The sequence below is a fragment of the Desulfurivibrio modestus genome (genome assembly GCF_044068625.1).
Classification (GTDB): Bacteria; Desulfobacterota; Desulfobulbia; order Desulfobulbales; family Desulfurivibrionaceae; genus Desulfurivibrio.
Genome location: NZ_JBIPKH010000002.1, coordinates 17,111 through 39,342 on the forward strand (window position 1 = coordinate 17,111; position 22,232 = coordinate 39,342).

General features: G+C 62.7%; 19 protein-coding genes. 8 read left to right on the plus strand and 11 right to left on the minus strand.

Annotated elements, in window-relative coordinates; genetic code table 11:
* Positions 1-4: 4 nt before the first annotated feature.
* The 3 genes from ACHHRT_RS01735 to ACHHRT_RS01745 form a co-directional block, all read right to left on the minus strand.
* Positions 5-2,302, minus strand: coding sequence for an HD domain-containing phosphohydrolase (locus ACHHRT_RS01735; protein ID WP_395497068.1), 2,298 nt, complete (start codon positions 2,300-2,302; stop codon positions 5-7).
* A complete protein-coding gene (gene phnD, locus ACHHRT_RS01740; RefSeq protein WP_395497070.1) occupies positions 2,299-3,132 on the minus strand; it encodes a phosphate/phosphite/phosphonate ABC transporter substrate-binding protein in 834 nt (277 codons plus the stop codon). Before phnD ends, ACHHRT_RS01735 begins: the two co-directional genes overlap by 4 nt.
* 92 nt (positions 3,133-3,224) lie before the next feature.
* Complete coding sequence (locus tag ACHHRT_RS01745; protein ID WP_395497072.1) at positions 3,225-4,400, minus strand: phospholipase D-like domain-containing protein; 1,176 nt, start codon at positions 4,398-4,400, stop codon at positions 3,225-3,227.
* Between the two features lie 325 nt (positions 4,401-4,725).
* Between ACHHRT_RS01745 and pssA the strand changes: the two genes are divergently transcribed.
* The 6 genes from pssA (at position 4,726) to ACHHRT_RS01775 (ending at position 11,654) form a co-directional block, all read left to right on the plus strand.
* The gene (gene pssA, locus ACHHRT_RS01750; RefSeq protein ID WP_395497074.1) at positions 4,726-5,616 is read left to right on the plus strand and encodes a CDP-diacylglycerol--serine O-phosphatidyltransferase; all 891 of its coding nucleotides are present in this window, start codon (positions 4,726-4,728) and stop codon (positions 5,614-5,616) included.
* 64 nt (positions 5,617-5,680) lie between these two features.
* Complete coding sequence (locus ACHHRT_RS01755; RefSeq protein ID WP_395497076.1) at positions 5,681-7,213, plus strand: 2-isopropylmalate synthase; 1,533 nt, start codon at positions 5,681-5,683, stop codon at positions 7,211-7,213.
* A gap of 4 nt (positions 7,214-7,217) precedes the next feature.
* Positions 7,218-8,243, plus strand: a complete 1,026-nt coding sequence (locus tag ACHHRT_RS01760) for an aspartate-semialdehyde dehydrogenase (RefSeq protein WP_395497078.1) — start codon at positions 7,218-7,220, stop codon at positions 8,241-8,243.
* Between the two features lie 4 nt (positions 8,244-8,247).
* A complete protein-coding gene (rsmD, locus tag ACHHRT_RS01765; protein WP_395497080.1) occupies positions 8,248-8,880 on the plus strand; it encodes a 16S rRNA (guanine(966)-N(2))-methyltransferase RsmD in 633 nt (210 codons plus the stop codon).
* A gap of 4 nt (positions 8,881-8,884) precedes the next feature.
* Positions 8,885-9,406, plus strand: coding sequence for a pantetheine-phosphate adenylyltransferase (coaD, locus tag ACHHRT_RS01770; protein WP_395497082.1), 522 nt, complete (start codon positions 8,885-8,887; stop codon positions 9,404-9,406).
* 16 nt (positions 9,407-9,422) lie between these two features.
* On the plus strand, positions 9,423-11,654 hold the full coding sequence (locus ACHHRT_RS01775; protein ID WP_395497084.1) for a molybdopterin-containing oxidoreductase family protein: 2,232 nt from the start codon (positions 9,423-9,425) through the stop codon (positions 11,652-11,654).
* Here the strand turns inward: ACHHRT_RS01775 and ACHHRT_RS01780 are convergent.
* Together ACHHRT_RS01780 and ACHHRT_RS01785 are read right to left on the minus strand one after the other, a co-directional pair.
* Complete coding sequence (locus ACHHRT_RS01780; protein WP_395497086.1) at positions 11,584-12,207, minus strand: class I SAM-dependent methyltransferase; 624 nt, start codon at positions 12,205-12,207, stop codon at positions 11,584-11,586. The genes ACHHRT_RS01775 and ACHHRT_RS01780 overlap by 71 nt on opposite strands.
* A gap of 5 nt (positions 12,208-12,212) precedes the next feature.
* Complete coding sequence (locus ACHHRT_RS01785) at positions 12,213-13,382, minus strand: M20 metallopeptidase family protein (RefSeq protein WP_395497088.1); 1,170 nt, start codon at positions 13,380-13,382, stop codon at positions 12,213-12,215.
* A 237-nt stretch (positions 13,383-13,619) separates the two neighbouring features.
* Between ACHHRT_RS01785 and ACHHRT_RS01790 the strand changes: the two genes are divergently transcribed.
* Entirely contained in the window at positions 13,620-15,395 is a 1,776-nt protein-coding gene (locus ACHHRT_RS01790) for a methyl-accepting chemotaxis protein (protein ID WP_395497090.1), read from the plus strand.
* A gap of 12 nt (positions 15,396-15,407) precedes the next feature.
* On the opposite strand, the gene ACHHRT_RS01795 is transcribed toward ACHHRT_RS01790, so the two are convergent.
* The 3 genes from ACHHRT_RS01795 to ACHHRT_RS01805 form a co-directional block, all read right to left on the minus strand.
* Entirely contained in the window at positions 15,408-16,685 is a 1,278-nt protein-coding gene (locus ACHHRT_RS01795; protein WP_395497470.1) for an MFS transporter, read from the minus strand.
* Positions 16,686-16,805: 120 nt separating this feature from the next.
* A complete protein-coding gene (locus ACHHRT_RS01800; RefSeq protein ID WP_395497092.1) occupies positions 16,806-17,846 on the minus strand; it encodes a molybdopterin-binding protein in 1,041 nt (346 codons plus the stop codon).
* A 23-nt stretch (positions 17,847-17,869) separates the two neighbouring features.
* Positions 17,870-18,454: an FmdE family protein gene (locus ACHHRT_RS01805; protein ID WP_395497094.1), complete on the minus strand. Its 585-nt coding sequence runs from the start codon at positions 18,452-18,454 to the stop codon at positions 17,870-17,872.
* Between the two features lie 162 nt (positions 18,455-18,616).
* On the opposite strand from ACHHRT_RS01805, the gene ACHHRT_RS01810 reads away from it, so the two are divergent.
* Entirely contained in the window at positions 18,617-20,230 is a 1,614-nt protein-coding gene (locus ACHHRT_RS01810; RefSeq protein WP_395497096.1) for an aldehyde dehydrogenase family protein, read from the plus strand.
* 13 nt (positions 20,231-20,243) lie between these two features.
* On the opposite strand, the gene ACHHRT_RS01815 is transcribed toward ACHHRT_RS01810, so the two are convergent.
* Genes ACHHRT_RS01815 through ACHHRT_RS01825 form a run of 3 tightly spaced genes read right to left on the minus strand, consistent with a single transcriptional unit; the run spans position 20,244 to position 22,221 of the window.
* Complete coding sequence (locus ACHHRT_RS01815) at positions 20,244-20,441, minus strand: heavy-metal-associated domain-containing protein (protein ID WP_395497098.1); 198 nt, start codon at positions 20,439-20,441, stop codon at positions 20,244-20,246.
* Between the two features lie 29 nt (positions 20,442-20,470).
* Positions 20,471-21,679, minus strand: a complete 1,209-nt coding sequence (gene coaBC / locus ACHHRT_RS01820; RefSeq protein WP_395497100.1) for a bifunctional phosphopantothenoylcysteine decarboxylase/phosphopantothenate--cysteine ligase CoaBC — start codon at positions 21,677-21,679, stop codon at positions 20,471-20,473.
* An 8-nt stretch (positions 21,680-21,687) separates the two neighbouring features.
* Positions 21,688-22,221, minus strand: a complete 534-nt coding sequence (locus ACHHRT_RS01825; protein WP_395497102.1) for a hypothetical protein — start codon at positions 22,219-22,221, stop codon at positions 21,688-21,690.
* Positions 22,222-22,232: the final 11 nt, after the last annotated feature.

The window sequence follows — 22,232 nt, forward strand, 5'->3', positions numbered from 1 at the left end:
GCCGTTAGTCCGCTCCCGCTTCGCCGGCCAGCAGTTCCACCCTTTTCAGCTTGTCGATGGAATAACTCTCTTGATCGCTAAGGTTCAACTGCCTTACCTGGGGAACGATTCCCGTTCCGGTCAGGGAGGCGAAGGTTGTCAGCTTTTCCTGGTCCAATTCCTGGCCCGGTTCGGTGATGATAACGAAATCGTTGCCGTAAACCCTGAAAAGCATGGCCTCGGGGAAACGGCCTTGTAACTCATCGGCGAAAAGGCGGAGGATGGAGTTGCCCTGTTCCCAACCCTGTTCCTTGTTGAATTGGTTCAGGCCCTGGAGATGGCAGAAAGTCAGGGTCTGGAAGCGGGGCTCCTGCAGGGTGCTTTTAAGGTAGTTTTCGTTGTGGAGTCCGGTGAGCTGATCGCTGAAGAAGTAGGCAAAACGCTCCCGCTCCAGATCGTGGGTTGGGGCGCGGGTGATTCGGCACAGGCCGCGGTGGTCGGCGCAGAAAAGGTCCTGGGCGATCTCCCGGGGTGGTTTTTCCGGGGGGCGAGCGGTGGCCAGGGCGATTTTCGCCGCCGCCACCGCCTCCGGATGGAACTGGCGGCCGCTCTCCTGCTCCAGTTTGGCCAGGGCGCTGGCCACATCGCTGCGGGGTTGATAGATGCGGTTGGTGGTCATTGCGTCAAAAGCATCGGCCACGGCCAGGATGCGGGCGGCCAGGGGGATCTCTTCCCCGGCCAGATGGTCGGGGTAGCCGGTGCCGTCGTGCCGTTCGTGATGATGGAGAACGATTTCGGCCAGATCCTGATAGATCGCGACCCCGGTCAGCATCTCGTAACCGGCCACGGCGTGCAGCCGGATCAGGTCTTTTTCCAGGGGGGTGAACTGGCCCGGTTTGAGAAGAATGGCGTCGGGAGTGGCGATTTTGCCGATATCATGGAGGATGGCCGCCTGGGCCAGACGTTCGATCGCCGGCTGGGCCAGCCCCATCTGTTCGGCGATCCGCCGGCTGTAGTCGGCCACCCGTTCGGTGTGGCCGGCGGTGTAGGTGTCCCGTTGTTCGATCATGTTGACGAAGGTGAGGATGGTCTGTTCGTAGCTGGCGTTGCGTTCGGCGGTGAGGCGGCTTAACTCCTCCCGGTGGCGGAAGGAGGCGATGGCAAAGCCCAGATCTCCCGACAGCTCCTCCAGCATGGTGATCTCCTCCGGTTCAAACCCCTCCGGGCGCCAGGTGTAAACCACCAGCACTCCCAGGGGAGATTGGCTGCTGCCCGGACGCAGGGGCAGGGCGATTACCTGCTGAAAACCGGCGATCACCTCCGAATCCCGCCAGGGGGGCAGTTCCTGGGGATAGTGGGAGCGGGTTGCGATGATGACCTTGTTTTCCCGGCCACTGCGGGCCGCCGGATGGAGATGGAAGGGGGAGCGGCGGTCGTTGAGGTCGTAGGGCGGGGCGGCCAGTGGCGCTTGGGCGGCGGTGAGGAGATTTCGCGCCCCGGAGTGATAAACGGCGCTGATTGCTCCCTCCTTCAGCAGACCCAACCAGCAGAACCGGTACTGGCCGTGGCGAACAAACCTGGCGCAGGCCTGGGTAAGCAGGGCCTCCAGGTCGGGGGAGGTCAGCAGCAGACCGTTGATGTCGGAGACGGTACCCATGATCTCCCGCAGATAGATCTCCAGGTCGAGCAACTCGGCGATCTCCCCGGTCCGGGCTCGAACCCTCCCCTCCAGGGAGCGATTCAGTGCGGCCAACTCCGTCTCCGCCAGCCGCCGTCGGGTGATCTCCTGTTCCAGAGGTCTGATGGCCAGCAGGCGGAAGATGAACCACAGGCTGGCCCCCAGGGCGGCGGAGATGAAGAGGGAGGCCAGCAGCAGTCGGTTACGGAGCTGGGCCAGGATCAGTTCCGTTTGGGCGTAATCCTTTTCCAGGCGCAGGGTCAGAAGATGGCGGCCGGTGAACTCGATATTTCTCTCCAGCAGCAAACGATGGGGTGAGGTGGTTGGGCGTTTGAATTCAGTCAGGAGATGGCCTTGGGGGGTGATCGCCTCAAAACGTACCACCTCGATATTGTTGATGCCCCACTGGTGGATAAATTGTTCGATGTCGGCAAAACGGTAGCGAAGCAGGGGCTCGGTCATGAAGGTGGCGGCCTGTTCCAGTTCCACCGCGGCCTGGGCCTCGGTGTTCCGGAGCAGGCTCTGGCGCTGCTGTTTCAGGACCACCAGGTCAATTATGGTCAGGCTGGCCAGCATCAGCGCCACCAGGGCGATGATTACCCGGTTGTAGGAAAAGCGGGAAGCGGCGGGCCGGGCTGGACTCATGGGGCCGCTTCCGTGATGATTCGGCGGAGATCATCGTAATCACCGTCCTCCACCGGTAGCAGGCCGGTGGCCGAGTCCTCCAGGGCCCTCAGCAGTTCAGCCTTGTCGGGCAACTGGTTGATGGCCAGCAGGGCCTGGCGCAGCCGGGTCACCAGTTCCGGCGGCAGATCCTTCCGGGTCAGGAAAAGGTGGTTGGGGATTTCCGGGGTTTGGGCCAAGATTTTCAGGCCCCGGGGCTGGTAGACGGCGTACACCTCCTGCTTGACGGCTCCGGCGTCAAAGTAGCCCCCCAGCACCGCCAGGGCCACATCATGGTGGGAGCCCAGGAAATCGTGGTGGGCCAGGTCATGGAGGTTGATGCCGGCGGCCCTGAGCATGGCCCGGGGGACCACATGGCTCATGGTGGAATTGATGTCGCCGAAGGCGAAACTTTTACCCCTGAGAGCGTTCAGGGTCTGGATGGGGGAGTCGGCCCGGGTTATGATCATGCCGTGGAATTGGGCCGTACCCTCCACCTCCAGCATGGCCAGCAGCGGTTTGGGTCCGTACTGCCTGGTGAGATTGACATAGCTCACCGGCCCCAGGTAGGCGATATCGGCGAGATCGCGGCCTGCCAGCTCCAGATGGGCCTGATAGCTGCGCTGGACCCGAATTTCCACCGGTCGGTCCAACTCCCGACTGAGATATTGGGTGAGGGGGAGAAAGCGGCTGGTCAGTTCGGTGGCCGGCAGGTAGGGGTGGACCCAGAGGGTGAGGGGGTCGTCGGCCAGGGCGACCCCGGCTCCCAGCCAGCACCAGATCAGCAGAAAAATAAACGGTTTGCCCGGCATTCTGGTTCCCTCCACTTGGTGATACTGCGGTGAAAGTTCATTAACCTTTCCCGAACTATAGCATCCTGCCCCGATGGCTGCAATCGACCCGGCTAAGGCTTGCCCTGGCTGAACCGCTCCAGCCACAGCTCGATCCGCCCCCAGAAACGTTCCTGGAGGTGGCGGTACCAGGGGCGGTGCCGCCATTGGCCGCTGAAAACCTCCTGGCTCTGGGCGAAATTCCGCTCAAACAGAGCAACCAATTGGTCGTTCAGGCCCCGATCGGCGGTCTCCTGATTGGCCTCCAGATTCCAGCGAAAATTCCAGCGATCGATGTTGCTGGAGCCGATGGAGGCCCAGTTGTCGCAGAGCAGCAGCTTGGCATGGAGGAAACGGGGCTGGTATTCGAAGATCCGAACCCCGGCGGCCAGCAGTTTATGGTAATAACGGCGGCCGGCATGGCGCACGCTGGGGTGATCGGTGTGCGGGCCAGGCAGCAGCAGGCGCACGTCGCAGCCCCGGCGAGCCGCCTGATAAAGGCGGCGGCGGATTTTCCAGGAGGGGATGAAGTAGGCGCTGGCGATCCAGATCCGCCTCTCGGCAGTGCGCAGTTGTTTGAGGAGGGAACGCTTAATTTCCATCCGGACGGGGTTGTTGAGGGTAACCCGGCCCTTGCCGGCATGGCCGGCCCCCAGTTCCTGATCGGGTCTTGGCAGGCTTACGGCCGGTTTCAGGGGCAGCGGGGTAACTTTGCCGCCCCTGGTGTGATTCCAGAGCTGGGCAAAGGCGGTATGCCAGTCGCCGACGCAGGGGCCGCGCACTGCCAGCATCAGGTCATGCCAGGGCAGGGGGTGGCCGGGGGCGAATTCGTCGGTGATGCCGGCGCCGCCGGTGTAGGCCACCTGATTGTCCACCACCATTAATTTGCGATGGTCGCGCCACAGGTTGCGCCGCAATTTGCCGTAGCGCAGGGGGTTGTAAAAGGTCAGATGCACCCCGGCGGCCAGCAGGGATCGGCGGTCGGCCTGGTTCAACTTTTGGGCTCCGAAGTCGTCGACCAGGAGATATACCCCGACCCCGCGGGTGGCGCTGGCGGTGAGGGCCGCAATAAATTCACCGGCGATGGTGCCAGACTCGAAAAGGTACATCTCCAGCAGCACGTAGTGGCGAGCCCCCCGGATGGAGGCCAGCATGGCCGGAAAGAAATTTTCGCCATCAACCAGCAGCTGAAAGTGGTTGCCGCCGCGCCAGGGAAAACGTTGCCGATGGATGGGGAAGGGGGTCTGCATCTTGGCCGGATATCATCTGCGGCAAGCGAAAAGTGCCTGGTTATGTGGTGTTGCGACCGGGAATCCCTTCTCGGCACAAAGCTTATTATTCCGGTACTTTTTGTTGAGTGCAAGCGCTTTTAGCGCTGTGGTCGCCGATCATTGACAGCCACCCCTGGCGCAATTACTTTTCCCGTTTCGATTTAGTGGGAAATTTAGTAGTGTAACTGGGATATTCAAGGCGAGAACCAGCGGGGCAGGCCACCGCCGGCAGATCAGTCCGCCGGGTTTTGTCCCGCTGTTCTTTGTAGGGAACCCATTGCAGAGGAGGCCGGCACGGTCGCCAATGAGTAGCAGACGCAGACGATATTTCGGACCCAAGGGAGCACTGCCCGGCAAGGGCCGAATCAACATGCTGCCCAGCATTCTGACCACCATCAGCCTGTTCAGCGGATTTTACGCCATCGTGGCGGCGATCAACCACCAGTTTTTCCACGCGGCGGTGGCGATCATCATCGCCGGGGTGTTTGATGGCCTGGATGGGCGGGTGGCCCGGCTCACCGGTACCGCCAGCCGTTTCGGGGAGGAGTACGATTCCCTTTGCGACCTGGTGGCCTTTGGGGTGGCCCCGGCCATCCTGGCTTATCAGTGGGTGCTTTTTTCCTACGGCCGTTACGGCTGGCTGGCCGCCTTTCTTTACGTGGCCACCACCGCCCTGCGCCTGGCCCGCTTCAACTCCCAGCCCCCGGGCGATGAGAGCAAAAACTTCACCGGGCTGCCCTGTCCGGCCGCCGGGGGGATGATTGCCACCTCCTACCTGTTCTGCCACTTTTTTGATATTGGCGGCAGGGTGATGGAGATCATGGTGATGGTGGCGGTCTACCTGCTCTCCTATCTGATGGTCAGCTCGATCTCCTATCAGAGCTTCAAGCACCCGGAAACCCAGCGCAAAAAGGTTTTCCAGATGATGGTGGGCCTGGTCGTGCTGATCATGGTTCTGGCCACCGAACCCAGGGTCACCCTTTTTCTGCTGGCCTTGATCTACGTGCTGTCCGGGCCGCTGGCGGCGGCTTACCGGTTGATGGCTCCGGTGAAAAGGGTTGAACCGGAGCCGGAACAGACTGCTCCCGCTGGTTCAGCTTCGTCGGCTCCAGCCGGATCGGAGCTGGAGCCGGAGCCGGATGTGGAGGTGGAGATCTCCCCGGCGGCCGATAAACGGACCCAGCAGGAAAAGTAAAAAAAAACCACGGACGCGGCCCGGATGGCGTGTCCGGGCAATTTATAGATGGGAGCAAGCAAAAATGTCCGAGAAAATTTTTATCTTCGATACCACCCTGCGCGACGGCGAGCAGTCACCGGGCGCCACCATGAATATCCATGAAAAGTTTCGTCTGGCCCAGCAGCTGGTCAAGCTGCGGGTGGATGTGATCGAGGCCGGTTTTCCCGCCGCCTCGCCGGGCGATTTCGAGTGCGTGAAGAATATCGCCGACAATATCCGGGGCGCCCAGATCGCCGCCCTGTGCCGCTGCAACGTCAAGGATATCGATACCGCCTGGCAGGCCATCAAGAACGGGGAAAATCCCCGGATCCACACCTTCCTGGCCACCTCGCCGATCCATATGCAGCATAAGCTGCGACTCACCCCCGAACAGGTGCTGGAGAAGGCCACCGCCATGGTGGCCCATGCCGCCCGCTACACCAGTAACGTCGAGTTTTCAGCCGAGGATGCCTCCCGCAGCGATCTTGATTTCGTCTGCCGGGTGTTCGAGGCGGTGATCCAGGCCGGGGCCACCACCCTCAACTTCCCCGATACCACCGGATACGCCCTGCCCGATGAGTATGGGGCCCAGATTCGTTATCTGATGGAGCATATCCCCAGTATCGACCAGGCGGTCTTGAGCGTTCACTGCCACAACGATCTGGGGCTGGCGGTGGCCAACTCCCTGGCGGCGATCAATAACGGGGCCCGCCAGGTGGAGTGCACCATCAACGGGCTGGGGGAGCGGGCCGGCAACACCGCCATGGAAGAGGTGGTGATGATTCTGCGCACCCGGGCCGAGCGGGCCGGGCTGCATACCGATATCGTCACCGAGCATATTTACCCCACCAGCCGGCTGGTCAGCACCATCACCGGCATGCCGGTGCAGCCCAACAAGGCCATTGTCGGGGCCAACGCCTTTCTCCATGAGTCGGGCATCCACCAGGATGGGGTACTCAAGGAGCGCAGCACCTACGAGATCATCAACCCCAAAGATGTGGGGATCTCCACCAGCAATATCGTGCTGGGCAAGCACTCCGGCCGCCACGCCCTGCGGGACAAAGTGGCCGAGATGGGCTACAGCAGCCTGAGCGAAGATGAGCTCAACCGGGTATTCGCCCGCTTCAAGGTGGTGGCCGACCTCAAGAAGGAGATGTTCGAGGAGGACCTGGAGGCGATCATCATGGATGAGGTGCTGCGGGTGCCGGAATCATTCAAGCTGCTCCATCTGGGGGCGATGAGCGGCAGCCGCTCCCTGCCCACCGCGGCGGTGAAGCTGCTGGTGGCAGGCGAGGAGAAGGAGACCGCCTCCCTGGGGATCGGCCCCATCGACGCCACCTTCCGGGCCATCGCCCAGCTCACCGGCACCACCAGCAAGCTCCTCTATTTCTCGGTGAGCTCGATCACCGGCGGGACCGACGCCCAGGGGGAAGTGATGGTGCGGATTGAAGACAACGGCAAGGTGGTGGTGGGCCAGGGGGCCGACCCCGATATTATCACCGCCGCCGCCAAAGCCTACCTTACAGGTTTAAATCGCCTGGAATACTTGAAAAAAGAGAGCAAAAGGAGCGAGTAGTCAAATGAGTCAGGCAAGAACATTCAATGTGGCGGTGGCCGGAGCCACCGGAGCGGTGGGCGGAGCGATGCTCGATGTTTTGGAACGGCGCGATTTCCCCTTGGGCGAGTTGCGGCTGCTGGCCTCCTCCCGGTCGGTGGGCAAGAAGCTCACCTTCAAGGGTAAGGAGATCGCGGTCCAGTTGCTGGACAAGGACGCCTTCAAGGGGATCGATATCGCCCTCTTCTCCGCCGGGGCCGCGCGCTCTCTGGAGTTTGCCCCGGCGGCGGCCGCGGCCGGAGCGGTGGTGGTGGACAACTCCAGCGCCTACCGGATGGATCCGGAGATTCCCCTGGTGGTCCCAGAGGTCAATCCCCACGCCATCGCCCGCTACAAAAAACGGGGGATCATCGCCAACCCCAACTGCTCCACCATTCAGATGCTGGTGGCCTTGAAGCCGATTCACGATGCCGTCAGGATCAAGCGGATCGTGGTCTCCACCTACCAGGCGGTTTCCGGCACCGGCGCCAAGGCGATCGAGGAACTGGAAGCCCAGGTACGGGCCTGGGTGGCGGGCCAGCCGATCCCCCGGGAGGTTTATCCCCACCAGATCGCCTTCAATTGCCTGCCCCATATCGACTCCTTTCTGGACAACGGCTACACCAAGGAAGAGATGAAGATGGTTAACGAAACCCGCAAGATGTTCGAGGATGACTCCATCGGGGTCACCGCCACCACCGTGCGGGTCCCGGTTTTCTACGGCCACTCGGAGGCGGTCAATATCGAGACCGAAAGGAAGATCAGTGCCGCTCGGGTCAAGGAACTGATGCGCCAGACCCCGGGGGTCAAACTGGTGGATGAGCCGACCCTGGCCCAGTATCCCCTGGCGCTGGACTGCGCCGGCAAGTTTGAAACCCTGGTGGGCCGGATCCGCGAGGATGAGTCCATTGCCAACGGGATCAATCTCTGGGTGGTGGCGGACAATATCTTGAAGGGGGCGGCGCTCAACGCGGTGCAGATCGCCGAGATTCTGGGGCGCGATTATCTGTGATGTTGTGGCATGGAACAAGGCCCGTCGCGGTTGGTGCCAGCAGGCGATGCGGATAATCGGCGGTTCCTGCCGGGGGCGGCGGCTGCTGGCGCCGGGCCAGCACTTTGCCCGTCAGGTTCGGCCCACTTCCGATCGGGCCCGGGAGGGATTGTTCAATATCATCCGGGAGGGGGTGGCCGGGGCCAAGGTCCTCGATCTTTTTGCCGGCACCGGCGCCCTGGGGCTGGAAGCCTTGAGCCGGGGCGCCGATTCGGCCCTCTTTGTGGAGCATGAACCCCAGGTTTACGGACTGCTGGTCCGTAACCTGGAGCTTTGTCGCTTTACCGATCCAGTGGCCCGGGCCGTTCGCCGTGATTGCAGCGGCAGCTTAACTTTCCTCGGTAATCTGGCTCCAGCCGGTGGTTTCAATCTGGTCATGGCCGATCCCCCCTATGGCCGAGGTTTGGCCGCCGGGGTTTTAGGCGAGCTTGCCGCCCTGTTCTCCCAGGGGGCGGGGCTGGCGGCCGGAGCCCTGGTTGTCCTGGAGACCGGTCGGGGAGAAAAGTTGCCGCCGGAGGAGGGAAAACTGCGGGTGATCAAGGAACCGCGTCGCTATGGCGAGGCGCTGTTTCACTTTTACCAAGCGGAGGAACTCTGAGCCCATGAGCAGTTATGAACCCCTGGTGCGGGAAAAAACCAAGGCCCGAATCGCCGTTTATCCCGGCACCTTCGATCCCATCACCATGGGTCATCTCGACATCATCCAGCGGGGCTTGACCCTTTTTGATAAAATCATTGTGGGGATAGCCAAAAATCCCAGCAAACAGCCCCTCTTTGAGCTGGAAGAGCGCAAGGAGATGATCCGGGCCTGCTTCGGTCCCGATGAAGAGAGGGTGGAGGTGGACGAGGTTTCCGGCCTGCTGGTGGATTATGCCTACCGGCGGGGAGCCATGGCCCTGATCCGGGGTTTGCGGGCGGTTTCCGATTTTGACTATGAGTTTCAGTTGGCCCTGATGAACCGGCGGATCGAACGGGAGGTGGAGACGGTTTTTCTGATGACCGGTTTTCGCTGGATCTATATCAGCTCCAGCATCATCAAGGATGCGGCCCGTCACGGCGGCGACGTCGGAGGTTTGGTGCCGGATCATGTCTGCGAGCGTCTGCGCGAACGTTTTATGACCTAGTTGGGGGTGTCCGGTTATGTCCGATGATCATCGTTGCAGCCGTCGTTCGTTCCTTAAAACCGCCGGCCTGGCCGCCGCTGCCCTGCCCCTTACCGGCCTGACGGCCGGGGCTGAGGTGCCCGGGGTGGGGCAATTGTCTGCCTCCGGACAGCGGCAGGTAGCGACGGTTTGCGGGATCTGCCCGGCCCATTGCCTGATCACCGCCACGGTGCGGGAGGGGCGAGTGGTAGAGCTGGCGGGCACCGCAGGCAATCCCCTCAACGGTTCCCGGATCTGCGCCCGGGGCCAGGCCGCCATCGATCTGCTTTACGATCCCGACCGGCTCAAGTATCCCATGAAACGGACAGGCCCCCGGGGCAGCGGGCGTTGGCAACGGATCAGTTGGGCTGAGGCCATCGATACCGTGGCCATGAAGATGGAGGAGGCCCTGCGCCATTCCGGACCCGCGGCCCTGGCCCTGTTTGCCGCCGGCCCCTCCTCCCACTACATCCGGGAGCTGTTTGCCGAGTTCGCCGTCCCCCATATCAACGATTCCCACTACGAAAACTGCCACTGCAATCGGGAAGCGGCCTATATCTCCACCCTGGGTTTCTCCCCCGGAGCGCCTCCTCGTCTTGACTATCGGAACACTCGCTGCCTGGTCCTGCTTGGTTGCCACCAGGGGGAAAACCTGATGCTGCCCGAGTTCAGCCGGCTGCTGGCCGCCCGGGATCGGGGCGCCAGCCTGATCGTCGCCGATCCCCGTCGCAGCGTGATCGCCGCCCGGGCCGATCAGCACTTGATGCTGCGCCCCGGCAGTGATCTGGCCCTGCTGCTGGGTTGGTGCAATTTCCTGCTGGAGCGGGGACTCCATGATCGGGAGTTTGTCGCCAACCGGGTTGAAGGGTTGGCGGAGATGCGACAACTGGCCGCCGCCTATCCCCTGGAGCGGGTGGCGGAGCTGACCGGGCTGAGTGAGGAGAGTATCGAGAAAAGCGCCCTGTTGCTGGCGGCAAGCGCCCCGGCGGTGATTATCCATCCCGGGCGCCACAGCAACTGGTATGGCGATGATGTCCAGCGCCTGCGGGCCCAGGCGATCCTCAGCGCCCTGCTGGGGGCGGTGGGCCGTCCCGGCGGCCTGCTGCTGCCGCTGGCCCAGCCGGGCCCGCCCGCCGCGCCATCCCTTTACGCCAGGGGGCGTGAGGGTTTGGGCCGGGCTTTGCAGGGGCGGGGCGGTGACCGTTCCGCCGTTATTCTCCAAGCTATGGAGCAGGAGAGGATCAGGTTTTTGGGCTGTTGGGGGCAGAATCCCTTCCACGGCTATCCCAACCCCTACCGCACCGCCCTGGCCTGGCAGAAGCCCGATTTCATCTTTACCTGTGACCTGTTGCCCAGTGAGGCCGCCCTCCATGCCGATATCATCCTGCCGGAAGCCACCTTTCTGGAGCGGCATGGCCGGGTCGAATTCCGGGCCGACGCGGAACCGCCGCTGGTCACCGTCGGTTTTCCGGCGCTGGAGCCGGCCTTCGAGGCCCGTGACCCCTATTGGATCGTGCGGGAGTTGAGTATCCGGCTGGGGCGGGGTCGGGGCCTCCGGTTGCCCGAGGTCGCCACCCGCTTGGAGCAGGACCTGGTCGATCTGCCGTTCGGCCTCAATGAATTGCGCCAGGGCGGGGCCTGGCAGGTGGTGGCGGAGCTGGCGGCCCCGGACGAAGAAGAGTTCCGTTTTCCCACCATCAGCGGCAAGATCGAGTTGGTCTCCCGCGATCTGGCCGAGGCCGGCCAGCCGGCCCTGCCGGAGTTTACTTCGCCCCCGGCCGCCCCTCCGGGGTATTTTCGGCTGCTCTATGGCCGCTCCCCCCTGCATACCAACAGCAGCACCCAGAACAACCGGCGACTGATGGGGGAGCAAGCGGAAAATGAGTTGTGGCTGAACGATCGGGCCGCCGGCGAGCTGGGGTTGAGCAATGGCGAGCTGGTTTTACTGGAAAATCAAGATGGTTTGAGTTCGCTGAAACCGGTGCGCTTGCACGTGACCGACGCCATCAGGCCCGATTGCGTTTATCTGGTGCACGGTTTTGGCAATCGTTCACCACTACTGCGCCAAGCCTTTGATCAGGGAGTCTCCGACGCGGCCCTGATGAGCAGAACCACCACCAATCCGGTTACCGGCATGCGGGCCCTGCGGAATAATTTCATTAAGCCGGTGCCGCTTTCCGCCAAACCGGCAACTCGGGATCCAGCCGCCGGAAGCGGGGATCGGCGCTGATCGCCTCGCTGTTCTTGTGGTTGGCGATCAGGATTCCCCCCGGTTGCAGCTTTTCCTCGATCATTTTTTCAAAGCGCAGTTGCAGCTCCCGGTCGGCAAAGGGCCGAAAATAGTAAATCACCTCGAAATCCTGATATTTTTCATAGTTCCAGATGTCGGCGTCCCTGACCCTTTGGCGATCGAAAAGTCGGCAGGCGATCTCGTAGGGACGGCGGTCCTTCTCGATTCCGTGGACATCGAAACCCAGTTGCTCGGCCAGCAGCATCACGTTGCCGATTCCGCAGCCCACGTCCAGCAGGGCCGGCGGGGGATAGGCGTCCATCTTCAGGTGGCGGCGGGCCAGGGTCAGTTGCCGGAAGACCTGGCGGCTGTCCATGGCCACGAAGGGGTATTCCCGGCTGGTGTCGTTGCGGGTGGCGGCGCTGGCCTCGTTACCCAGCAGACCGATGAACCGCTGGCTGATATTGATGAATACTTCGCAGCGGCTGGCGGGATCGTCGGGCCGGTGGCAGCAGTCCAGGCCGGGGGGCGGCGGGCAGGGATCAAGGGTCATAGTCTTTACAGTTCCTCTGTGGCGGTGAGAGCGGTTTGGGCCAGAAACCTGGCCCCGATGGGCAGCACCTTCTCGTCGAAATCGAAGCGGGAGCTGTGGGCCGGGCCCTTGGGACCCCTTTTTTTGCCGGCCCCGAAACGGACCATGCAGCCGGGAACCTGCTGGAGGTAACGGGCGAAATCCTCTCCCCCCAGACTGGGGGAAGGCAAGCCGGGAACCTGCTCCCGGCCCAGCAGTTCCTCGGCCACCCGCCGGGCCAGATCGCTGGCCACGGGATCGTTGTGCAGAGGCGGGCAGCCCTCTGTGATGCTTAGATCTACGGTTGCCCCATGGGCCAGGGCCGCCGCCTTGACCATCCGGCGCAGACCGGCAAGCAGGGTCTGGCGAGTCTGGGGCAGGATGGCCCGGATGGTCCCGGTCAGCCGGGTCTCCTCGGCGATCACATTGGCTGCCGTGCCCCCCTGGATCTGGCCGATGGTCAGTACCGCCGGTTGGACCGGATCACAGTTGCGGGCCACCAGGCTTTGCAGATTAACCGCCAGACTGGCGGCGATCACGATGCTGTCCGTGGTCTCATGGGGTTTGGCCGCGTGTCCGCCCCGGCCCCGCACCACAATAGTAAATTCATCGGTGGAGGCGCAGATGGTTCCGGCCTGGACCGCGATTTGACCGGTGGCCAGATGGCGGTCGATATGGCCGGCGAAGATCGCTTTGACCCCGGTGAGGGCGCCGGCGGCGATCATCCCTTCGGCGCCGCCCTCTCCCTCTTCGGCGGGTTGGAAGATCAGCACCACCCGGCCCGGCAGCGGCCGCCGGTTTCGCAGCAGGGCCGCCGCCCCCAGCAGCATGGCGACATGGCCGTCATGGCCGCAGGCGTGCATCACCCCGGGAACCCGGGAGGCGAAGGCCAGCCCGGTTTCTTCCTCGATGGGCAGGGCATCCAGATCGGCCCGCAGGGCCACATCGCTGCCGGTTGCCGCCGGATCGCCGATGGCGGCCAACACCCCGGTTTGGTGGACCCGGCGTGAAGCGATTCCCAGCTCCTGGAGCTTGCTTATGATGTAGCGGCAGGTTTGGTGCTCCTCGCCGCTGAGCTCAGGATGACGATGGAGATGGCGGCGGATCTGCAGCAGCCATTTGTTCAGTTTTTGGTCTGGGACCGGTAACGAATTCATGTTTTGCAACATACCAGAGAAGGGGTTCAGTCTGAAAGTGATCTTTCACGGTTGCCTGCTGGAGCACTGCCTGCTCACAGTAATGGTATCCAATTGTCAATTATCCCTTTACATTCCGTCAACAATTTAATATCTCTCTGACGGCGTGGCAGCAGCTGGTGAGGAATTTTTCACGAATTATTTAACATCGGAGGTCTGAACTATATGGAATACATCAGAAATCTCAGGGTCTCGAGGATGTTGCAGTTGCTGGTCTTTATTCCGGTGGCTTTTCTGGTGGCAGTTCTGCTGGTTAACGGTCTGGATCGCTATCGTCTGCTGGATCAGGCCGGGACGGTGCGGGAGTTGGCCCTGGTCGCCGGATTGACCGCCGAGGTTGCCCATCAGGGCCAGCTGGAGCGGGGGATGACCGCGGGATTTCTGGGGAGCCGGGGAGGACAGTTTGCCGATCGCCTGCCCGGCCAGCGCAGCGCCACCGATCGGGCCATCAAGGAGCTGCAGGAATTTGTCGCCGGCTCCGCCACCCTTCGTCGAGAGTCGTCCCGGGAACTGGGGAACAAACTGCGGGGGGCCCTCGGCGGGATTGAACGGATCGGCGTCATCCGGCAGCAGGTGGACGGGTTCAATATTGCCGGTCCGGAGGCGATCGCTTTCTACACGGCCGCAATCAACGAATTTCTCACCACCATTCCAATGATCGCCGGTAACAGCCCCAACCAGGAGATCATGCGAGCCCTGACCGCCTACTACAACTTTGTCGAAGCCAAGGAGCGGATGGGGATAACCCGGGCCGTGCTGAGCAACACCTTTGCCCAGGACCGCTTTGGGGAAAATATGTTCCGGCGGTTTGCCGAGTTGCTCTCCGCTCGCCAGGTGTTTCTGGGCAACTTCGCGGCCTTTGCCGATCAGCCCTCCCTTAATTTCTACCAGGAAAAGATGCGGGCCCCCGCGGTGGAGCGAGTGGCGGCCATGGAGCAGGTGGCCCTGGAGCGTTACCAGACCGGAGGTTTCGGGATTGAGGCGACCCTTTGGTTTGATACCATTACCGCCAAGATCAACCTGATGAAAGAGGTGGAAAATCGGCTGGCCGCCGGGGTGATCGATCTGGCCGAGGAGAGCATGGCCGTCGCCCGTTACTCTTTGATCGTCGGGGTGGTGACGGCGTTGGTGGTCATAACTCTGCTGCTGTTGCTGGCCCGTTTCTTTGCCCTGACCCTGGTCCGTTCCCTGGAAAATATCTCCGGTCAGCTCACCGAGGGGTCCAGCCAGGTGGCGGCGGCGGCCCAGCAGGTTGCCTCGGCCAGCAACTCCCTGGCCGATGGTACCGGTAGTCAGGCCGCGGCCATTGAAGAGACCTCCGCCTCCCTGGAGCAGATCTCCTCGATGACCCGGCAGAATGCCGACAATGTCAGCCAGGCCGATACCCTGGTCAGCGAGGCCCGGCAGGTGATCGAGACCGCCAACAGTTCGATGAAACAGTTGACCAAATCCATGGGGGAGATCTCCCGGGCCAGTGAGGAGACCAGCAAGATCATCAAGACCATCGACGAGATCGCCTTCCAGACCAACCTGTTGGCCTTGAATGCGGCGGTGGAGGCGGCCCGGGCCGGTGAGGCCGGAGCCGGGTTCGCGGTGGTGGCCGACGAGGTGCGTAACCTGGCCATGCGGGCCTCGGAGGCGGCCAACAGTACCGCCGGCCTGATCGAGGGGACGGTGACCAAGGTTAATGCCGGTTCCGGCCTGGTGGGCTCCACCGAAAGTTCCTTCAATCAGGTCGCTGAAAGCGTCGGCAAGATTGCCGGTTTGATGGGGGAGATCGCGGCCGCTTCCCGGGAGCAGGCCAGCGGGGTGCAGCAGATCAACCTGGGGGTTACCGAGATGGATACGGTGACCCAGAAGAACGCCGCCACCGCCGAGGAGTCCGCCGCCGCCGCCGAAGAGCTGAGCGGCCAGGCCGAGCATATGCAGGAGATGGTGCGGCTGCTCACCGCCATGGTCAAAGGGCGCCCTTGATTTAGAGGCTGGTCACACCCCAGGTCTGGCCGCTCTCCGCCCCCGCTGCTCATCGACATAGAGGGCCAGCACCAGGGCCAGGCCGAAGAGCAGGGCGCAAAAGAGGATGGAGACCTGCAGGCCGAAAGCGATCTGGAGCAGGCCGATTCCCAGCAGGCCGACGATGGCCGCGGCCTTGCTGAACAAGCCCCAGAAGCCGAACAGTTCCGCCGCCTTGTTCCGGGGGGCAAAGAGCCCGACCAGGGCCCGACCCGCCGACTGGGTCGAGCCGAGACAGGTGCCGGCCAGCACCCCCACCACCAGAAAGATGTACTGGGCCTGCCAGGCCGGGCCGAAATGGCGTTGGGCCCAAATGGCCATGGCCGGGGCCAGGTAGATCAGGATGATGGCCGCCATCCAGAGGATGAGGGTCAGGGCGTAGATCGGCTTGGCGCCCACCCGGTCCTGCAGAAAGCCGAAGGCCAGGGCGCCCAGACAGGCGGTGATCTGGACCACCACGAACATCAGGATGCGAACCGGCTCATCCCAGCCGATCACCTGGGCCCCGTAGATAAAGGTGAAGGAGATGATGATGTAGATGCCGCACATGGCGAAAAAGGTGGAAAAGAGCAGCAGGAACAGATCGGGAAAAGCGTGCAGGCCGGTAAAGGTTCGCTTGGTCCGACGCAGGCCCAGGAGCAGGTAATGGCCCGGCTCTTTCAGGCGCCGGGGCCGGCCCCGCTCCTTAAGCCAGAGAAAGGTGGGGAGCGCCGCCACCAGGAAAAAGAGGCCGGCGAAGGGGCCGACCCAGCGGATTCGGGAGAAGTTTTCCGCGCTTACTTCCCCCAGCAGGAGGATGGCGAAGGCGGTTGCCACCAGGCCCCCCACGTAACCCAAGGCCCAGCCAAATCCGGAGATCTTGCCCAGATCCTCGGGGCGCCCGAGGTCGGGCAGGAAACTGGCGATGAAGGACTCGCCGATGGCGTAGGCGTAGTTGGAGACCACCAGCAGCAGCAGGCCGAGAAAAATATAACCCGGCGCCACAAAATAAAGCAGGGAGGTGGCAACAACGGTGAGCAGGTAACTGGCCAGGAGAAAACGTTTGCGGGTGGCGCTGAAATCCATGATCGCCCCGAAAATCGGTCCGGTCATGACCACCAGCAGGTAGCTGACGGCCAGCCCCAGGCTCCAGAGGAAGTTGCCCAGTCGGTACCCGCTCTCCTGGTCACCGACGATGATTCTGGTGAAAAGATCACCGAAAATCACCGTGATGATCAGCAGGGTATAGGCCTGGTTGGCGAAGTCGAACATCGCCCAACCGAAGATCTCTTTTTTGCTGGCGGGCCGGTTGGGCTGGGGGATCTTTTTACCCGGTGCCCCCAGGGAAGCAGGTGAAAGAGCCGACTTTCTCAAAGCATGCCGCCCCGCAATCTATTTGCCGAAGGGGCAGACGGGATAGGTGCATTTTTTGCAGTTGCGGCAAAGACCGCCGTGACCCAAGGCGGCCATGGTCTCCCGGCTGATCTTCTCTCCGGCCAGCACCCGGGGCAGGATCAGGTCAAAGACGGTAATCCGATGAAACATCCCACAGGCCGGCAGGCCCAGCACCGGGATCTGCTGGCCCGAATCCCCCGGCAGATAGCCCACCAGGAACATGGCTCCGGGTAAAACCGGGGTGCCGTAAACCAGTTCGCCGGCTCCGGCCTGGGCGATGCCGCCGCGGGTGACGTCGTCGGGGTCCACCGACATGCCGCCGCTGGTCACGATCAGGTCGGCGCCGGCGGCCAGGCATTCCCCGATGGCGGCGGCGATCATGCCGGTGTCGTCGGGGGCCTTGACCACTCTGACCACCCGGGAGCCGATGGCGGTCAGCTTCTCCCGCAGCACCGGTTCAAAGGCGTCCTTGATTCGGCCGTGATAAACCTCGTTGCCGGTGATCACCAATCCGGCCCGGGCGGCCCGGAGCGGCTCGATCCGGACGATTCCGCCACACTCTTGGGCGATGGCCACCGCCTGGTCCACGATGTCGCGCCGGGTGGTCAACGGGATCAACCGGGTGGCGGCCACCTGCTCCCCCTGGGCCACCAGGGTGTCGCCGTGGAGGGTGGCGCACATCACCTCTCCCAGCAGGTTGAAGCGGTAGAGGGCCTCCCGTTCCACTCGCAGCACCCCGGGGTGGGCGGCCAGCAGGGCGATTTTGCCCTCCACCGGTTCACCCTCCGCCGCCACGCCCGGTCCGGCCAGGGCCGCCGCCAGCAGCTGGGCCGCTTCGTTTTCGTGGATGTCGTTTTCGCTCAACTCCAGGACAAAGATATGCTCCTTGCCCAGTCGGCGCAGGTGGTCGATATCCTCCGGCCGGATAACATGTCCCTTCTTGAAGGCCCGCCCCTTGAACTCGCCGGCTCGGATTTCGGTAATATCGTGGGGCAGCACCATGCCCACCGCCTCGGCCACCGGAACACTTTTTGCCATGATCTATCCCTCGTTGCAGGCAATTAGATAACTTGATAATAGCGGCCGTGGGCGCAGGGACGGCAGAGGGTCTCTCCCTTTTGGCCGCTTACTTCCCGGCAATCCTGCACCCAGTCTCCGCAGCTTTGGCATTGGACCCGCCGCAGGGGTTTGCCCGGCAGGTCCTCCTGGGGGACCTCGACTCTCACCGGCTGAACGGCAAACAACTCCTCTTCGGGCATAAGGCGGTAGGCCTCAAGCTGCTGTTTGGCCCGGTCGCTGATCTCGGGACAATATTTAGCGGCTTGTTCCCGGGCCTCTTCCCGGGCGGTCACCCGCACCGCCCGGCCGGTTTTGAGGTTGACGAAGGTGGCTGCCATGATCCCATAGTCCAGCCACTTGAGGGAGCGTTTGCCCAGGGTGCAGCCGGTGACGCTCTGGATGGCGTCGGTGGCGCAGCGATCGATCTCCACCAGCACATAAAAATCCTTGCGCTGGCCGCCGCGGGGGTCGTCGATACCGATCTCGCGCAGGCCGATCATGGCCAGTCGTACTCCAATCACCTGGCCGGCACAGATATGCCCATGCACGGCGGTGGATTTTTCCAGCAGTTGTTCAAAATTCTCCATGTTTCTCCCTCCGGTGGTGGTAACCTGCCAGCCAGAGAATAGTCAGCCGTCCCGGACAAAGCAACAGCTTTGCGGAAATCGCATTGTCAAACCTATTCAGGCGCGTTATTCTCCGGGGCTCTGCGCCCTAAGCGTTTTCTGGCATGTAATGATAATGGGACCATGATCGATAACAACCCCTCTTTGGCGACAATTTTCCCCACCCCTGACCAAGTGCCCGCTACCTGCCCGGTTCCGGAAGCCAGCGAGCAGCGCGTCTACCTTTGCGGCGGCCGGCTGCTGACCTGGAGCGGGCCGGTGCGGGAGGTTTTCTCCCCCATTTACCTGGCGGCTGCGGAACCGGGGGAGGCGGGACTGCGCCCCGTGCGGCTGGGCAGTTATCCCCTGATGGGCGAGGCCGAAGCCGCCGCCGCCCTGGAGGCCGCCCTGGAGGCCTACGATGGCGGCCTGGGCCAGTGGCCGCAGATGTCGCCTTGCGAGCGGATGGCTCGCCTGCAATTGCTGGCTGATCGGATGCGGGCCCAGCAGGCCAAGGTGGTGAGGCTGCTGGTCTGGGAGATCGGCAAAGCCCAAGCCGAAGCGGAGATGGAGTTTAGCCGTACCCTGGATTACCTGGAGGCCACATTGGCCGCCATGCGCCAGCGGGAAGAGGGGGTGGCCGAGCCGGTCGCTTGCCGGGGGGTTCTGGTGCGCGGCAGCCGGGCGCCCTTGGGGGTCGCCCTCTGTCTGGGGCCCAGCAACAACCCCTTCTACGAAACCTTCACCATCCTGATTCCCGCTCTCTTGATGGGCAATACGGTGATCTACAAGCCGCCCCGGTTGGGGGTGCTGCTCCACGGGCTGCTGCTGCCCGCCTTAAAGGAGCTGTTGCCGCCCGGGGTGATCAATATTCTTTACGGGGAAGGGGAGGAGGTGCTGTTGCCCCTGATGCGCAGCGGCAAGATCGATCTGCTGGCCTTCATCGGTTCCGGCCGGGTGGCTGATCTGTTGCGCCGCCAGCACCCCCAGCCTCGGCGTTTGCGTTGCCTGCTGGGTCTGGAGGCCAAGAACGCGGCAATCGTGCTGGCCGACGCCGATCTGGAGAACGCGGTGGCCGAGACGGTGCTGGGCGCCCTGGGGTTTAACGGCCAGCGCTGTACCGCCCTTAAAATGCTTTTGGTGGAGGAGGAAATCGGCCCCACCTTTCTGGAAAAACTGGTCAGGGCGGTGGAGGAGCTGCCCGGGGGGATGCCCTGGCAGCCCGGGGTGCGGATCACCCCGCTGCCGGAGCCGGCTCGAGTCGATTATCTGGTTCAGTTACTGGAGGATGCCCTGGCCAAGGGCGCCAAGGTGGTTAATCGGGGAGGGGGGCGGGTTTGCCGGACCTTTATGACCCCGGCGGTGGTTTATCCGGTGGGTCCGGAGATGCGGCTCTATCATGAGGAGCAGTTCGGGCCGCTGGTGCCGGTGAGCTTTTTTCGGGGGGAGGAGGATACCCTGGCTTATCTCCGCCACTCCCGCTTCGGGCAGCAGGTGAGTATCTTCGGGCGGGAGCAGGAGAGGATCGCCCGGCTGGTTCGGCCGCTGCTCAACCTGGTGTGCCGGGTCAATGTCAACAGCAAATGCCGGCGGGGGCCGGATATCCTGCCCTTCACCGGCCGCAAGGACTCCGCCGAAGGCACGGTATCAGTAAACGAGGCCCTCAATGCCTGCAGTGTCGATACCATGGTGGTGACCCGCGACTGCCAGGAGAATCGGCAACTGCTGACGGCAATCTTCGGGGATCAGGCCGACTAGCGGGGGAAAACGGTCATTCCACCTCGAAGCCGATTTTGTGGATCGCCTCGCGGATCGTCTCCAGCGGCACCTCCCTGTTCGATTCGAAGCTGGCCACCCCCTCGCTCAAGGAAACGTGGACATTGCTGATTCCGCTGATATCGCTGAGAGCCTTGGTTACCGAGGCCACGCAATGGGCACAGGTCATGCCCTTGATTCGGATGGTGCTCATTTTCTCCTCCTTGTTCCCCACGGGTTGATTCAGTTGAGTCTCAGGATGGCATTGAGGATCCGGTGGGCAACCTCCTCCTTGCTTAAGAGCGGCAACTCCTCCACGGCTCCGTTGCGGTCCACCAGGGTGACCCGGTTGTTATCCACAGCGAAACCGGCGTCATCGGCGCTGATATCGTTGATGGCGATCAGGTCCAGGTTCTTGGCCCGCAGCTTGCGCTGCCCCTCTTCAAGATGGTTGTAGCTCTCGGCCGCGAAACCGACCAGCAGGGGAAAGCACCGGGCCCCTTTCTTCCTCTCCCCCAATTCCCGCAGGATATCAGGATTGGCGGCCAGAGGCAAGGCGGCGTCACTGGCATCCTTTTTGATTTTGTGGGGATCATAATGGGCCGGCCGATAGTCGGAAACCGCCGCAGCCTTGATGATCACATCCATCCTTTCCGCCCGGCTCAGCACGGCCTCGTGCATCTGGCCGGCTGAGATCACCGGGATCACTTCAACACCGGTGGGGTTGGCGATGTTGCCCGGGCCGCTGACCAGGGTTACCTCGGCCCCGCGCCTTTTAGCCGCCGTGGCCAGGGCGTAGCCCATCTTGCCGCTGGCCCGGCTGGTCAACAGACGCACCGGGTCCAGGGCCTCCCAGGTGGGGCCGGCGGTGACCAGCACCTTTTTGCCTTGCAGGTCCTGGGGGGTCAGGGCGGTGATGATCTCCTGGCGTACCGTCTCCCATTCGACCAGGCGCCCCGGCCCCTGATCGCCGCAGGCCATTTCACCGCATTCGGGCGGGATGACCGTGTAACCGAACTGGACCAGCCGTTCCAGGTTGGCTCTGGTGGCCGGGTGTTGATACATGGTGCTGTTCATTGCCGGACAGATCAGCACTTTGGCCTTGGCGGCCAGCACCACCGCGGTCAACAGACCATCGGCCAGGCCGTGGGCCAGCCGGGCGATGGTGTTGGCGGTGGCGGGCGCCAGCAGGACCAGATCGCATTCGCGACCCAGGCTGATGTGGGGAATCCGTTCGGCGTCGTCGGCCGCGAAGATATCGCTGTGGACCTTGTGGCCGGAAAGGGCGGCCATGGTCAAGGGGGTGATGAAGCGCTCGGCTGCCCGGCTCATCATCACCCTGACCTCAGCCCCCTCCCGGCGCAGATTTCTGGTCCAGTCCGCCGTCTTGTAGGCGGCGATGCCGCCGCTGATCCCCAGCAGGATCCGTTTGTCGGTGAGCAGAGATGACACGTTAAACCTCAGAAGGAGAAGGGCCTGGGTTGCGGGGTGGCGGCTTCAGGCTGGCTTCCCTTCTCTTTTACGATCTCCTCGGTGATGTAGATGCTGACATTGGCCCGGCGGCCCATTTCTGCTTCGCTGATGACGATGGTTGAGGTTTTGTAAGGCTTGTTGAAGGCCATCAGGACATCCTTGTATTTAACCGACCCAACCAGCTTCCAGCCGCTGTTGCGCATGGATGTGATGAAGTAATCGGTGAGGGAGTTGACCTCCACCCGACCGGTAAAGTAGAGCACTCCGCCGGCAAAGGAATCGGTTTTAACCACCATGCTCTTGTCCCGTACCCAGTCCAGCTCGCTGGGAATCAACAGGTCGCGGAATTCGGCGGGATGGTACGGTTGGGGCGGAATCTTCTCTTCCGGCAGTTCGTTTCTGGCCTCGCTGTTGAAACTGCCCATCTGGGCGCAACCGGCCAGCAACAAGGCGGCCAGCAGCAGGAGCAGGAAGGGCAGGTGGCGGCAACGGCAAGTGATACCTCTAAGCTGTCGGAACATGGGGGCAACCT